Here is a 15,541-nt window from a genome sequence, read left to right as displayed (position 1 = left end):
AATAAGAGGGAATGGTATGTAATAGAAAGTGATATGAGGGATGTGATTTAGGATGAAATTATATTCTTTGCTTCAATCATTTGTAAATTACGCTAATGGTCAATATCATTTAGAACCGCTTTTAAGGCAAGGAGAAAGAACTGTTAATTTTCGTTTTGGAGATGAATGCTGTTCGTTACAAATTTCAAGAGATTATATAGAACTTTTGAAAGAGGCGAGAGGAACGGAACAAATCGTTTGTTTAGAGGAAGAGGATGTACAAAAATTAGTGACTGGAAATATGAGGTTGCAAACGTTAATGAGTGATGGACGGGTACAATATTCTGGAACGTATCGAACGATGTTATTAGTTGAATCGATGTTTCATATATGTAAACCGATGTCAGTCGGGGCTTAAAATTCTGAAGTTTCTTTTTTTGCGAAAATTTCTGTTGACACGGCGTGTGGATATTGATACAATTCAATTCATAAAATATAGACAATTTCATAAATTTTAAATCAGACGAAAATTTAATCTGATTTCTCTTATTAAGAGAGGTGGAGGGACTGTGCCCTGTGAAGCCCGGCAACCGTCAACTTATGTTGAAATGGTGCCAATTCCTGCAAAGCAAATGCTTTGAGAGATGAGAGAGAGGGATAATGTTGTTATATACGCATATAAACCTTTCTGCTTCTCTAGAAGCGGAAAGGTTTTTTGTTGTTTGAATGCGGAGGACATTCAAATAATAAGAGGAGCTATAACGATGGACTACACGTATCAAAAATAAAAAAATGCGGAGTCTATCCAAAATCTTTATGAAATCCAGCTCCAGCGGCTAGAACAGTCGGTCGTTTCATCCCTTCCTATGAGGCAAAAAGCGCCTCTACGTCTGGGATTCCAACGCCCTCTTGTTCTAAACGAGCCGCTTGCGCTTTTTAATCAAAAAGGGGTGATACACCATGATTCTATTAGAGAATGTAAAGAAAATATATAAGGCAAAAAGCGGTGATGTCACTGCTGTAGATAACGCCAACTTACAAATAGAGAAAGGCGAAATATTTGGTGTTATCGGATATAGTGGCGCTGGGAAAAGTTCGTTAATCCGATTGTTTAATCAGTTAGAGAAACCAACTTCTGGCCAAATTACAATTGCGAATCGTGTGATTTCAGCGATTACTGGAAGTGAACTTCGTAAGGCGAGACAAGAAATCGGAATGATTTTTCAACATTTCAACTTACTTTGGTCACGAACTGTACGTGAAAATATCGCTTTCCCACTTGAAATTGCAGGTGTCGATAAGGCGGAGAGAAGAAAACGTGTCGATGAGTTAATTCATCTTGTTGGATTAGAAGGAAGAGGCGATGCGTACCCATCTCAGCTAAGTGGTGGACAAAAGCAGCGCGTCGGGATTGCAAGAGCGTTAGCTAATAATCCACAAGTACTTTTATGTGATGAAGCAACGTCAGCTCTTGATCCGGAAACGACAGATCAAATTTTAGATTTATTATTAGATATTAATAAGCGTCTCGGCTTAACAATTGTATTGATTACGCATGAGATGCACGTTATTCGCAAAATTTGTAATCGTGTTGCTGTAATGGAGAAAGGGAAGATTGTAGAAAGTGGCCCTGTACTTGATGTGTTCCGTAATCCACAGCAAGATATTACGAAACGATTTGTACAGCAGTTAACTGATTCTGAAGATACAAATGAAACGATTGAAAGCTTAATTGAAAAATATCCAGATGGAAAAGTAATTCGTTTGCAGTTTATCGGTGAAGCTGTAGAAAGACCGGTACTTCAAAGGTTAATGCAGCGCGGTGATATAGAAGTTAGCATTTTACAAGGAAATATCGCACAAACGAATAACGGCTCTTACGGAAGTTTAGTCGTTCATTTAAATGGTGAAGAAACAGCGATCCAGCAAGCGATAGAAGGAATTCATCAAGATCAAGTAGAGCTGGAGGTGATTGCACATGGATAAGTTAATCGCAAATGTTGATTGGAATCAAATGTTAGAAGCAACTGGTGAAACGTTATATATGACGGCAATCGCAGCGCTTGCCACATTTGTTTTAGGACTTATTTTAGGACTATTACTCTTTATGACAGCGAAAGATAATTTATGGGAAAATAAAGCGATTAATACGGTGATTGGAGCGTTCGTCAATATTTTCCGCTCTATACCATTCATCATTTTAATTATTTTATTAATCCCATTTACAAAGATTCTTCTTGGAACAATTCTCGGAGCGAGTGCAGCGCTGCCAGCTTTAATTATTGGAGCGGCACCATTTTACGCGAGAATGGTTGAAATCGCACTTCGTGAAATTGATAAAGGTGTAATTGAAGCTTCAAAAGCAATGGGAGCAAAAACAAGCACAATCATTTTGAAAGTATTAATTCCAGAAGCGTTACCAGCATTAGTATCTGGTATTACAGTAACGACAATTGCTTTAGTAGGCTATACAGCAATGGCTGGAGTTGTTGGTGCTGGTGGCCTTGGAACACTTGCTTATTTAGAAGGGTTCCAGCGAGGAAATAACGATGTAACAATCGTTGCGACAATTTGTGTATTGCTAGTTGTATTTTTAATTCAGTTAATTGGGGATAGCGTAACGACTCGGATAGATAAAAGATAATGAAAACGGGAGGGTATTTCAAATGAAAAAATTATTACTTACAGCACTTATTACAACTTCGATTTTTGGGCTAGCTGCTTGTGGTGGGAAAGATAAAGATGAAAAGAAACTAGTTGTGGGTGCCTCTAACGTACCTCATGCGGTTATTTTAGAAAAGGCAAAGCCATTACTTGAGAAAAAAGGAATTGAGTTAGAAATTAAAAAATTCCAAGACTACGTGTTACCGAATAAAGCGTTAGCGGATAAAGAATTAGATGCAAACTACTTCCAGCACATTCCGTATTTAGAAAAAGAAATTAAAGATAAAAAATATGATTTTGAAATAGCGGGGAAAATTCATTTAGAACCAATTGGCGTGTACTCTCAAAAATATAAAAGCTTAAAAGAACTTCCAGACGGGGCGACAATTATTATGAGTAATTCTGTTGCTGATCATGGACGTGGTTTAGCAATTTTACAAAAAGAAGGAGTTTTAAAAATTAAAGACGGAGTAGATCCAGTTAAAGCGACTCCGAAAGATATTGCAGATAATCCGAAAAATTTAAAGTTCAAAACGGATATTGAGCCTGGTTTATTACCACAAGTGTATAACAATAAAGAAGGCGATGCAGTTCTAATTAATTCTAACTATGCAATTGATGCGAAGTTAAACCCAGAAAAAGACGCGATTGCAATTGAAGGAAATGATTCTCCATACGCAAACGTAGTAGCTGTTCGTAAAGGTGATAAAGATAAAAAAGAGATTAAAGCTCTTATAGAAGTGCTGCATTCTAAAGAAATTGAAGATTTTATTAATAAAGAATATAAAGGGGCAGTTGTTCCTGTAAAAGAATAATCGTTTGAAGAAGGGCTGGTGTATGCCGGCTCTTTTTTCTAACTACATAACTATAGGGGAGAAGGGGACATCATATGAAAAAGATTATACTGTCAGTTGTTACAGCACTGTCTGTATTTACATTAGCTGCTTGCGGGGGGAAAGAGGAAAATAAGCTTGTTGTTGGAGCTTCTAACGTGCCGCACGCTGTTATTTTAGAGAAGGCACAGCCGATATTAGAGAAAAAGGGTATTAAATTAGAGATTAAAAAATTCCAGGACTATGTGTTACCGAATAAAGCGTTAGCGGATAAAGAAATTGATGCGAACTACTTCCAACACATTCCGTATTTAGATAAAGAAATTCAAGAAAAAGGATATAAAATTGTAAACGCAGGAAAAATTCATTTAGAGCCAATGGGCATTTATTCTAAGAAATATAAAAGCTTAAAAGATCTTCCAGATGGTGGAACGGTTATTATGAGTAATAACGTAGCTGAGCGTGGCCGTATGTTAGCGTTGTTACAAAAAGGCGGCGTTATTAAATTAAAAGACGGTGTAGATGTTGTTAAAGCGACAGTAAAAGATGTTGTAGAAAACCCGAAAAATTTAAAGTTTAAAACAGACGTAGAACCTGGACTTTCACCGAAGCTGTACGAAAACAATGAAGGTGATGCTTTATTTATTAATTCAAACTACGCAATTGATGCGAAATTAAATCCAACAAAGGATGCAATTGCAATTGAAGGATCAGACTCTCCTTATGCAAATATTATCGCAGTTCGTAAAGGTGACGAGAAGAAAAAAGAAATTAAAGAGTTAGTAGACGTATTGCATTCAAAAGAAATTCAAGACTTTATCAATAAAGAATATAAAGGTGCTGTACTTCCAGTAAATGAATAAGTGCAGGAAAGGATTGGGAAATTCCCAGTCCTTTTTTCTTTATATATATAAGAAGAAAAGTGTATCATATAAGGATGCAAGGGAAATACTTATATACATTTGTGAAAAAATTGTTACATTTTTTCAGCGTTTGCGATATCATTTTATTTGATATAAGATTAGAATGAGAATAAAATGAGAATATGAACGTTTTAGTAATTTTTAAAATGTATATATAGGATTAATGGAGGTATTGAGATGGCTGGTTCTACATTAACGGTTAAAGACTTACATGTATCAATTGATGGCAAAGAAATTTTAAAGGGTGTAAACCTTGAAGTAAAAGGTGGAGAAATCCACGCAATTATGGGACCTAACGGAACAGGTAAATCAACTTTATCTTCTGCAATTATGGGTCACCCAAAGTATGAAGTAACAGAAGGTAGCATCATCATCGACGGTGAAGATGTATTAGAAATGGAAGTAGACGAGCGCGCACAAGCAGGTCTATTCTTAGCAATGCAATATCCAAGTGAAATTAGCGGAGTAACAAACGCTGACTTCTTACGTTCTGCAATTAATGCACGTCGTGAAGAAGGCGAAGAAATTTCTCTTATGAAATTTATCCGTACATTAGATAAAAACATGGAATTCCTAGAAATGGATCCAGAAATGGCACAACGTTACTTAAACGAAGGTTTCTCTGGCGGTGAGAAAAAACGTAATGAGATTCTTCAATTAATGATGATCGAGCCAAAAATTGCAATCTTAGATGAAATCGACTCAGGTCTTGATATCGATGCATTAAAAGTTGTATCTAAAGGTATTAACCAAATGCGCGGCGAAGATTTCGGTTGCCTAATGATTACGCATTACCAACGTTTATTAAACTACATCACTCCAGACTTCGTTCACGTTATGATGAACGGTCGTATCGTTAAATCTGGTGGCCCTGAGCTTGCACAACGTCTAGAAGCTGAAGGTTATGACTGGATTAAAAAAGAATTAGGTATTGAAGACGAAACAGCAGAGCAAGAAGCGTAAGAGAGGAGCATAAACATGACAATCGGTACATTACCTTTCGATCAAGAAACAATCCGTCAGCGCGCAAGCGAAGTAAACGAAGCTGCTTGGTTGACTGAGTTCCGCTTACAAGCTCTTGCACAAGCAACTGAACTTCCAATGCCAACGCCTGATAAAACGAAAATTGAAAAATGGGACTTTATCGGAAAAGGCGACGCTGCTAAGCAAGAGCCTGTAAGTTCTTTAACAGAGCTTCCAGAAGCAGTGAAAAACTTAATCGATGAAAATAACAGCGTATTAGTGCAACGTACTGGTACAACTGCGTTCGTTTCTTTAGCAGACGAAGCGAAAGAAAAAGGTGTTATTTTTACAGACATCGTAACAGCTGCAACAGAGCATGCTGAACTAGTACAAAAGTATTTAATGAAAGACGGCGTGAAAGTAGACGAGCATCGTCTAACTGCACTTCATGCTGCATTAATCAACGGCGGTGCATTCGTATATGTTCCGAAAAACGTTGTTCTTGAAACTCCACTTCAAGCTGTATTCTTAGTAGACGGCGAAGAAGCTAACGTATATAACCACGTATTATTCGTAGCTGATGCGAACAGTACTGCAACATATGTAGAAAACTACGTTGCAAATGAAAATGCTAAAGGTATTGCAAATATCGTAGCAGAAGTAATCGTGGAACAAGGCGCACAAGTGAAATTCGGTGCGGTTGATCTATTAGCAAAAGACGTAACAACTTACGTTAACCGCCGCGGCATTGTTGGACGCGACGGCCGTATTGATTGGGCTTTAGGGCTTATGAATGACGGAAACACAATTTCAGAGAATGTTACGAACTTAATGGGCGACGGTTCATATGCTGATACAAAAACAGTAACAATTGGCCGTGGTAACCAAACACAAAACTTTACAACTAAAGTTGTTCACTTCGGTAAACACTCTGAAGGTTGGATTTTAAAACACGGAGTACAAAAAGATAGTGCAACATCTATCTTTAATGGAATTGGTAAAATTGAACACGGTGCATCTAAATCAAATGCACAACAATCTTCTCGCGTTCTTATGTTAGATGAGAAAGCTCGCGGTGATGCAAACCCAATTCTTTTAATTGATGAAGATGATGTAATGGCAGGTCACGCAGCTTCAGTAGGCCGCGTAGATCCATACCAATTATACTACTTGATGAGCCGTGGGATTCCAAAACGCGAAGCAGAACGTTTAGTCATCCATGGATTCTTAGCACCTGTAGTAAATGAGCTTCCAATTGAAGGAGTAAAAGCACAGCTTGTTGAGGTAATTGAAAGGAAAGTTCGCTAATGAATATTCATGAAATACGCAAACAGTTTCCAATTCTTGATCAAAAAGTGAACGGCAAACAACTTGTTTATTTCGATAGTGCAGCAACTTCTCAAAAACCAATTCAAGTCATTGAAACGTTAGAACGTTATTATAAAGAATATAATTCTAACGTGCATCGCGGTGTTCATACGCTCGGTACGAAAGCTACCGACGCGTATGAAGGTGCACGTGAGAAAGTTCGCAAGTTTATTAATGCGAAATCAATGGAAGAGATTATTTTCACGCGCGGAACGACAACTGCATTAAATACAGTAGCAGCTAGCTATGGTCTTGATAATGTAAAAGAAGGCGATGAAATCGTCATCTCTTACATGGAGCACCATAGTAACATCATTCCGTGGCAACAAGTTGCGAAGAAAACTGGCGCAACTTTAAAATACCTTCCGCTTCAACCAGACGGTACAATTTCTTTAGAAGATGTTCGTCAAACAGTTACACCGAATACAAAAATTGTTTCTATTATGCACGTGTCAAACGTACTTGGAACGATTAACCCTGTAAAAGAAATCGGAGCAATCGCACATGAAAACGGTGCAATCATGATCGTTGATGGAGCACAAAGTGCACCTCATATGAAAGTGGATGTACAAGATTTAAACTGTGATTTCTACGCATTATCTGCTCATAAGATGTGCGGACCAACAGGTGTCGGCGTATTATATGGTAAGAAAGAATTGCTAAACAATATGGAGCCAATTGAATTTGGTGGTGAAATGATTGATTTCGTAGATTTACAAGAGTCTACTTGGAAAGAGCTTCCGTGGAAGTTCGAAGCAGGTACACCGATTATCGGTAATGCAATCGGACTTGGTGCGGCAATTGATTTCCTAGAAGAAATCGGTCTTCATAATATTGAAAAGCATGAACATGAATTAGCGCAATATGCTTTAGAGAGACTATCAGAAGTAGATGGCGTTACAATTTATGGTCCAAAGCATCGCGCTGGTCTAGTTACATTTAATATTGATGACGTACATCCTCACGATGTAGCAACTGTATTAGATGTAGAAGGCATTGCGGTTCGCGCAGGACATCACTGTGCACAACCACTTATGAAGTGGCTGAAAGCTTCTTCTACAGCACGTGCGAGCTTCTATTTATATAATACAAAAGAAGAAATTGATACATTTGTTGAATCGCTAATCAAGACAAAGGAGTATTTCACAAATGTCATTTAATAATTTAGATACGTTATATCGTCAAGTTATTATGGATCATTACAAAAATCCTCGTAACCATGGCGTGTTAGAAGATAGTGTTACCGTTAACTTGAACAATCCAACTTGCGGCGATCGTATTCAACTTACGATGAAAGTAGAAGAGGGTATTGTACAAGAAGCGAAGTTTGAAGGCGAAGGATGTTCAATTTCAATGTCTTCAGCTTCAATGATGACACAAGCAGTAAAAGGAAAGAAAATTGAAGAGGCTCTTAAGCTTTCTAAAATTTTCTCTGACATGATGCTAGGAAAAGAGTATGATGACAGCATTGATTTAGGAGATATTGAAGCATTACAAGGCGTATGCAAGTTCCCGGCACGTATTAAATGTGCAACATTAGCGTGGAAAGCGTTAGAAAAGGGCTTAAACGAAGATAAGTAATGTTAAAGGTTCCTAAAAACGAGGTTATATAAGGAGGGACACACCAACATGGCGAAGCAACTGCCAGATATCGGCGATTATAAATATGGTTTCAAGGATAAAGACGTTTCGATTTTCCGTGCTGGACGCGGTTTAACAAAAGAGATCGTTGAAGAGATTTCACGTATGAAAGAAGAACCACAGTGGATGTTAGACTTCCGTTTAAAATCACTGGATAAGTTCTATGAAATGCCAATGCCACAATGGGGCGGCGACTTAAACGACTTAGATTTCGATGAAATTACGTACTACGTAAAACCATCTGAGAAATCTGAGAAGTCTTGGGATGAAGTACCTGAGGAAATTAAAGCAACATTTGATAAATTAGGTATTCCTGAAGCTGAGCAAAAATATTTAGCTGGTGTATCTGCACAGTACGAATCTGAAGTTGTATACCACAACATGAAAGAAGACCTAGAAGATCTAGGAGTCGTCTTCAAAGATACAGATAGCGCATTAAAAGAGAACGAAGATATTTTCCGTGAGCATTTCGGAAAAGTAATCCCACCAACAGACAACAAATTCTCTGCATTAAACTCTGCAGTTTGGTCTGGTGGATCATTCATCTACGTTCCAAAAGGTATTAAAGTTGACACACCACTTCAAGCGTATTTCCGTATTAACTCTGAAAATATGGGACAATTCGAGCGTACGCTTATCATCGTAGACGAAGGCGCACACGTACACTACGTAGAAGGTTGTACAGCACCTGTTTACACGACTAACTCACTTCATAGTGCGGTAGTAGAAATCATCATTAAGAAAGATGCATATTGCCGTTATACAACAATCCAAAACTGGGCGAACAACGTATACAACCTAGTTACAAAACGTGCGGTTTGTGAAGAAAACGCAACGATGGAATGGATTGACGGTAACATCGGATCTAAATTAACGATGAAATACCCAGCAGTTATCTTAAAAGGCGAAGGCGCTCGTGGTTTAACATTATCTATCGCGATTGCTGGTAAAGGCCAACACCAAGATGCTGGTGCGAAAATGATTCACTTAGCACCAAACACATCTTCAACAATCGTTTCTAAATCGATTGCGAAGCATGGTGGTAAAGTAACTTACCGTGGTATCGTACAATTCGGACCAAAAGCGAAAAACTCTCGTTCTAACATCGAGTGTGACACGTTAATCATGGATAACCAATCTACATCTGATACAATTCCTTATAACGAAATCAAAAACGATTACGTTTCACTTGAGCACGAAGCGAAAGTATCTAAAGTATCAGAAGAACAATTATTCTACCTAATGAGCCGCGGTATTTCTGAGCAAGAAGCTACAGAAATGATCGTAATGGGCTTCATCGAGCCATTCACTCGCGAACTTCCAATGGAATACGCAGTTGAAATGAACCGCCTAATCAAGTTTGAGATGGAAGGTTCTATTGGTTAAATAGAAATGCGGAGCCGACTGTCCAGACCCGTTGGCTAAGGTTCTTTCGCACAGAAGATGCTTTTTATCTTCTGGTGCGGAAGGTTCTTAGACATGAGGGGTTAGGAGGCGAAGCTGGACAATATTTAAAGTGGAAGCGGCTCGTTCAGAATGTGAGGGGGATGGAGCTTCTGACGTAGAGGCGTTCTTTGCCTCGCAGGAAGAAGCGAGGCCACCGAACATTCTAGCCGCTGGAACTGGATAATATATGTATGAAGAAAGCGCCCTGCATAGCAGGGCGCTTTTTTGTGTTGGGTAAGCTGGTCTGGTTGGGAAGAGATACCCAGGTGGGTGTTCGGTAAAATATATCGGCGATTTTTCAAATATATCGATCACAACTTGGAATATATCGGCGATTATTTCAATATATCAGCGGTTCGACAAGGAATATCGACTTATCAACAAATTACGACATAGCGAGCGGGAGAAATACCCCCTCAATAAAAAAAAAGCCAGCAATAACTAGCCCTAAAATCCAAATGTTACAAATATAAAAGGCACGCATACTAATATAAAAATAACTAATATAAGTAAGAGAAAGATACCGACAAATCTTAATTTACTTGTTTCGTTTTTGGCTATGGCAATCATGCTGAATATGAGGCCGAGAATAACGAGTGGAACGCTAATAAATAGAAATAAATTAGGCAAGTAAAGTACAGAAGCAATAAATAAAATGCCTCCTGCTAATGAGAACCATAGTGAGAGAAAGCTATATCGATTAATAGAGAACACCTCCTTACATAGATGATAATGTAAAAAATTCCATATTGAAAGGGCAATCTTTGGCTTTTTCTTATAATGCGAGTACAATGTAAAATAGCAAGAAAAGACGAAAAGTATTTACAGGATTATTGCGTACGTGTAGCGTAAATGGCAGTAAGGAACTGAGAGGAGGTTTTTTCTCTGAATATAAATAAAGAAACGATCATCCACCTTTATCATACAAACGATATACATAGTCATTTTGAAAATTGGCCGCAAATTTCTCGGTTTGTACTAGGGGAGAAAAAGCGAAGACAGGAAGCGGGAGAGACTGTTTTAACTGTGGATATTGGCGATCATGTGGATCGTTTTCATAGTATTTCGGAAGCGACAAATGGACTTGGGAATACGAAGCTTTTAAATGAGGCGTTATATGATTATGTAACGATCGGAAATAATGAAGGAATTACATTGGCGAAGGAGCATTTGAATCGTCTATATGATGATGCTGGGTTTGAGGTGCTCGTAGCGAATTTATTTGAAAAAGAAGGTGTACGTCCGGCGTGGGCGCAGCCTTATAAATTACATACAACGACAGATGGGATTACGATTGCCTTTATTGGATTAACGGTAGCTTATCCAGAGTTTTATGAAATGCTCGATTGGCATATTGAAGATCCAATCATCCATTTAGAATCTATTTTAGAAGAAGTAAAGGATACAGCTCACATTACGGTTGTGCTTTCTCATCTTGGAAAAAGTATGGATGAGTATATGGCGGAGCATTATGATATTGATGTTATTTTAGGGGCACATACGCATCATTTATTTGAGCGCGGTGTTCTTGTGGATAATACTTTGCTTTGCTGTTGTGAAAAGTGGGGGCATTACGTCGGTCACGTTCAGCTTACTGTGGATAAAGAGACGAAGAGACTGTTGAAAAAAGACGGTAGAGCGATTAAGACAGAACGGTTAGGTGCTTATAGCGAGCCGTTATCCACAATTGAAATGCTAAAGGAAGAAAGTAAACAGATAATGGCTGAGCCTGTCGTTCATTTAAAAGAATCATTGCCGGTTGATTGGTTTAAGGAGACGATGTTTTCTCATATGTTGGCAAGTGCACTTAAAGAGTGGTGTAATGCGGATGTTGGGATGGTGAACGCTGGTGTACTTCTTGAGGGATTAAATGAAGGTGTTGTGACGCGCGGAGATATTCATCGAATTTGTCCACATCCAATTAATCCATGTCTATTAAAAGTACCAGGGAAAACGTTAAGAGAAGTTATTTTGAAAGCGCGCCGCCCGAATATGGAGAATCTTGAGGTGAAAGGATTCGGATTTCGCGGAAAAGTAATGGGGAAAATGATTTACGATGGGTTGGAAGTGATTCCAGATACGATTCCAGGGAATAAAATTTTACTAGAAGATGTATTGATTAACGGCGAATCGCTGGAATTAGACCGTATATATACGGTAGGAACGATTGATATGTTTACATTCGGATACTTATACCCAGAGCTATCCACACTTTCTGACAAACAATATTATATGCCAGAATTACTTAGAGATGTACTAACAGACATGTTGATAACTTATACATCTTCAGTCAAACTATAGGCTAGTTAACTTGTAACACTCATTTTTCTCTTGTCATAAAGATAAGAAAGAGAGGAGTGTGAACTATGGTTAATGTAGAGCCAATTATAATTGATAACTATACGTTCATTGCTGTTAGCGTAAAACTTCCGAAGACAAATTTGCTAGCTGTAATGAGCGATAAAGGATATATTATGTGCGGTGCTCTAGATGTAGGTCTTTTAAATGAGAAGTTAGGCGATCGAGGAATTATTGCTGGCCGTGCGGTTGGTGTAAGAACGATTGAACAACTTCTTGAAGCACCGCTGGAATCAGTAACGATTGAAGCCGAAGCTTTAGGCATTCCGGTAGGCACAATCGGAAAAGATGCACTATTAAAAATGAGATAAGCATATATCGTCCCTCCTTCTTGCATAGAAATAATATAAGAAGGAGGGTTTTCTTATGAGCATATTTCGTTCGAAAAATTCGCGGTTTCGAAGGGGACCGATTTCCTTTCGGTATATACTGCTTATTTCGTTTATCATTTTTATCGTAATGGTAGTTCAAGGATTATGGATTGTAAATAAAAGTATTCAGCCAACGTTAATTAAGTATGGGGAAACAGAGACGCATAAAATGGCAACAGCAGTTATGACGAAAGCGGTAAAAGACCGAATTAATGAAGGGTTTGATGTAGATTCATTAATGAAAGTACAAACGGATAAGAACGGGAAAGTATCTACAATTGATTTAAATACAAAACAAGTAAACGAAATATTAACATCGACTACTGCATACATAGAGAAATATTTACAACAAGTAGAAAAAGGGGATACGAAAGCACTTGGTATTTTCGAAGAGAATGGGGTATCTATGTCAGTTCCTTTTGGGCGCATAACCGATAATGCGCTTCTTGGTAATATAGGACCGGATATTCCGATTAATTTTACGCCAATTGGTCATGTGAATACGGATATTAAACAATTAGTTGAGCCACAAGGAATTAATAATACAGCGATCAAAATTATTATGGAAGTGGAAGTGACTTTACAAGTTATGATTCCGTTACGCACGAAAGAAATTAAGGTGAAGCAAAACATTCCGATTGCGACGCGCATCGTTCAAGGTGAAGTGCCTACTTATTACGGAAGTGGCAGGGTTGTTGTACCAGATAAAAAGAAAACGGATAGTTAGTGAATATAAAGTGAAACTTTAATCAGTGGGGGGCTTCGTCCCCCACTGATTATTAGCCTTCACCAATCGGGCTTTTACGGGCAGTAAGGCCCCCACCGAACTTCTTTGCTTTCGCTGAATTTTGAGGTAGGGGTCTTACTGCCCACAAATAGCGGGATAAAAAATAACCGTAGCAATTCGCTACGGTTATCGTTTTGTATTTGCTCGTTCTTTTCGTTCCCAAAGGCTTAAATGCATGTATGGATCGAAAGCCCATTCGGTATAGCCATTGTCTTTATACATGCCGAAATGTAAGTGAGGCGGGAACTTTCCAGCTGTACCAGGAGGACCATAACCAGTACTACCGACAAATCCGATTACTTTTCCTGGTTCGACAATTTGTCCGAGCTGTATTTCTTTAGAGAACCCGCCTAAATGAGCGTAATAGTGGTAATTATTATGAAGGTCACGAATACCAATGCGCCATCCACCAAGACGATTCCATCCTTTTGTTTCAATAACGCCATAGCAAGTTGATCGTACTGGTACGCCATATCCAGCAAAAATATCGGTTCCTTCATGAATCCTCCTGCCGCCAAAACTTCTACCAGCACCAAAAGTACTACGATAGCTATGGTCACTGCGAATCGGGAGGGGAAAAGCATTTCCTTCTAAATTAATGCGTCCATAATGTTTATAAATTCGGGCGTATTCTGTAATCAATTCAACTGTTTTTGCACGTCTATAATATTCCCAAAGCATAATGTTAATACGTTCTTCTGACGTTCCTTGTTTCTTTAAAATAGTTGCTGCTGTATGCAGAAGATCACGATCGGTATTTGCATTTGCAAATCCATCTTTGTCACCATCTAAACCCATTCCGCCAAATAGAGAAATCGTATGGGGGAGAGTATCATTACTATTAACAGGTCCAGCCCATATTTCAGGTTTGAAATAAAGGGAAATAATGGCATCTGGTTTTTTCGGAATATCCTTTCTTACGCTCCGTATGTTTCTTTCGTATTGATCCATTGCAGCTAAGTAATACCATGGAATACTTGAAGATTGCTCAGTTTCTTTATATAGTGCCATGCGCTTTTCATATATGCTTTGCTGATTATCTTCACCGTAAGCGATGTTTTGGTGGAGAAGAAAGCAAATCGAAAGCAAAAGAGAAATTTTTCGAAGCATGAAATAGACTCCTTTCACAACATCACTCTTTTTAGTGTGGGATATACGGAGTATTTCATTATAGGGAACGATTGGAAAAAATCTTAGAATCTTCATTTGAGCAAATCGCTTTCATACGTTAGAATAGATATGTTACATTGAAAGAAGCGAACACGGTAAACTATTTCATATTGTGCGGAGTTGATAACCATGACAAAACAAACAGAGTATAAGCGCAAGCCCGAATGGTTGAAAATTAAGTTAAACACGAATGAAAACTATACAGGCTTAAAGAAAATGATGCGTTCTAAGAATCTTCATACCGTTTGTGAAGAGGCGAAATGTCCGAATATTCATGAATGCTGGGCTGTAAGGAAAACAGCAACATTTATGATCTTAGGTGCGGTTTGTACACGTGCTTGTCGTTTTTGTGCAGTTAAAACAGGCTTGCCAACTGAGCTTGATTTACAAGAGCCAGAACGCGTAGCAGATTCTGTAGTACAAATGGGCTTAAAGCACGTTGTTATAACAGCGGTTGCACGTGATGATTTAAAAGACGGCGGAGCAGCTGTTTTTGCTGAAACAGTACGTGCTGTACGTCGTAAAAACCCATTCACATCTATCGAAGTATTACCATCTGATATGGCTGGGGTAGAAGAAAACTTAAAAATGTTAATGGATGCAAAACCAGATATTTTGAACCATAACATTGAAACAGTACGTCGATTATCTAACCGAGTTCGCGCTAGAGCAAAGTATGACCGTTCATTAGAGTTTTTACGTCGAGCAAAAGAAATGCAGCCTGATATTCCAACTAAATCGAGCATTATGGTGGGCTTAGGTGAAACAAGAGAAGATTTAATTGAAGCAATGGATGACTTACGTGCAAACAATGTGGATATTTTAACTCTTGGACAATACCTACAACCATCTAAGAAGCATTTACCAGTTCTTAAATATTACCCACCAGCAGAATTTGCAGAGCTTAAAGAAATTGCACTTAGCAAAGGATTTAGCCACTGTGAAGCTGGTCCACTTGTACGTTCTTCTTATCATGCGGATGAGCAAGTACGTTCTGCGAAAGAAAAAGTAGCAGAAGCGAAATAATGAAAAAGGAGA

The 15,541-nt window shown here is 38.4% G+C and carries 15 protein-coding genes and 1 riboswitch; of the genes, 14 read left to right on the top strand and 1 reads right to left on the bottom strand.

Annotated elements, in window-relative coordinates:
* Positions 1–52 precede the first annotated feature (52 nt).
* From EXW56_RS23930 to yunB, 13 genes are all read left to right on the top strand, one after another.
* A complete protein-coding gene (locus EXW56_RS23930) occupies positions 53–397 on the top strand; it encodes a hypothetical protein (RefSeq protein WP_002068015.1) in 345 nt (114 codons plus the stop codon).
* Positions 398–522: 125 nt separating this feature from the next.
* Positions 523–630: riboswitch (SAM riboswitch) on the top strand.
* A 309-nt stretch (positions 631–939) separates the two neighbouring features.
* Positions 940–1,965, top strand: a complete 1,026-nt coding sequence (locus EXW56_RS23925) for a methionine ABC transporter ATP-binding protein (RefSeq protein WP_215557666.1) — start codon at positions 940–942, stop codon at positions 1,963–1,965.
* A complete protein-coding gene (locus EXW56_RS23920; protein ID WP_002198947.1) occupies positions 1,958–2,623 on the top strand; it encodes a methionine ABC transporter permease in 666 nt (221 codons plus the stop codon). The genes EXW56_RS23925 and EXW56_RS23920 overlap by 8 nt, the downstream gene beginning before the upstream one ends.
* A 22-nt stretch (positions 2,624–2,645) precedes the next feature.
* On the top strand, positions 2,646–3,458 hold the full coding sequence (metQ, locus tag EXW56_RS23915; RefSeq protein ID WP_002167437.1) for a methionine ABC transporter substrate-binding lipoprotein MetQ: 813 nt from the start codon (positions 2,646–2,648) through the stop codon (positions 3,456–3,458).
* Between the two features lie 74 nt (positions 3,459–3,532).
* Complete coding sequence (gene metQ, locus EXW56_RS23910; protein WP_002198948.1) at positions 3,533–4,339, top strand: methionine ABC transporter substrate-binding lipoprotein MetQ; 807 nt, start codon at positions 3,533–3,535, stop codon at positions 4,337–4,339.
* A 237-nt stretch (positions 4,340–4,576) separates the two neighbouring features.
* Positions 4,577–5,362: a Fe-S cluster assembly ATPase SufC gene (sufC, locus tag EXW56_RS23905; RefSeq protein ID WP_002112662.1), complete on the top strand. Its 786-nt coding sequence runs from the start codon at positions 4,577–4,579 to the stop codon at positions 5,360–5,362.
* Positions 5,363–5,377: 15 nt separating this feature from the next.
* Positions 5,378–6,670 (top strand): Fe-S cluster assembly protein SufD, encoded by a 1,293-nt coding sequence (gene sufD / locus EXW56_RS23900; RefSeq protein ID WP_002089372.1) that lies wholly within the window; start codon positions 5,378–5,380, stop codon positions 6,668–6,670.
* Positions 6,670–7,890: a cysteine desulfurase SufS gene (sufS, locus tag EXW56_RS23895; RefSeq protein ID WP_002112661.1), complete on the top strand. Its 1,221-nt coding sequence runs from the start codon at positions 6,670–6,672 to the stop codon at positions 7,888–7,890. Before sufD ends, sufS begins: the two co-directional genes overlap by 1 nt.
* The gene (sufU, locus tag EXW56_RS23890; protein ID WP_002089369.1) at positions 7,880–8,311 is read left to right on the top strand and encodes a Fe-S cluster assembly sulfur transfer protein SufU; all 432 of its coding nucleotides are present in this window, start codon (positions 7,880–7,882) and stop codon (positions 8,309–8,311) included. Before sufS ends, sufU begins: the two co-directional genes overlap by 11 nt.
* Positions 8,312–8,359: 48 nt before the next feature.
* Complete coding sequence (gene sufB, locus EXW56_RS23885; RefSeq protein WP_002015928.1) at positions 8,360–9,757, top strand: Fe-S cluster assembly protein SufB; 1,398 nt, start codon at positions 8,360–8,362, stop codon at positions 9,755–9,757.
* 945 nt (positions 9,758–10,702) lie between these two features.
* On the top strand, positions 10,703–12,118 hold the full coding sequence (locus tag EXW56_RS23880) for a bifunctional metallophosphatase/5'-nucleotidase (protein WP_206772519.1): 1,416 nt from the start codon (positions 10,703–10,705) through the stop codon (positions 12,116–12,118).
* A gap of 65 nt (positions 12,119–12,183) precedes the next feature.
* Positions 12,184–12,486, top strand: coding sequence for a YunC family protein (locus EXW56_RS23875; RefSeq protein WP_002112658.1), 303 nt, complete (start codon positions 12,184–12,186; stop codon positions 12,484–12,486).
* Between the two features lie 55 nt (positions 12,487–12,541).
* The gene (gene yunB / locus EXW56_RS23870) at positions 12,542–13,273 is read left to right on the top strand and encodes a sporulation protein YunB (RefSeq protein WP_215597019.1); all 732 of its coding nucleotides are present in this window, start codon (positions 12,542–12,544) and stop codon (positions 13,271–13,273) included.
* A 186-nt stretch (positions 13,274–13,459) separates the two neighbouring features.
* Here yunB and EXW56_RS23865 read toward each other — a convergent pair whose 3' ends face one another.
* Positions 13,460–14,443: a M23 family metallopeptidase gene (locus EXW56_RS23865; protein WP_215597018.1), complete on the bottom strand. Its 984-nt coding sequence runs from the start codon at positions 14,441–14,443 to the stop codon at positions 13,460–13,462.
* 189 nt (positions 14,444–14,632) lie between these two features.
* On the opposite strand from EXW56_RS23865, the gene lipA reads away from it, so the two are divergent.
* A complete protein-coding gene (lipA, locus tag EXW56_RS23860) occupies positions 14,633–15,529 on the top strand; it encodes a lipoyl synthase (RefSeq protein WP_002112653.1) in 897 nt (298 codons plus the stop codon).
* Positions 15,530–15,541: the final 12 nt, after the last annotated feature.

Source organism: Bacillus mycoides (assembly GCF_018742245.1).
Taxonomy (GTDB): domain Bacteria; phylum Bacillota; class Bacilli; order Bacillales; family Bacillaceae_G; genus Bacillus_A; species Bacillus_A cereus_U.
Note: the sequence above shows the minus strand (reverse complement) of the source record. Positions and strands in the feature narration are given on the sequence as shown.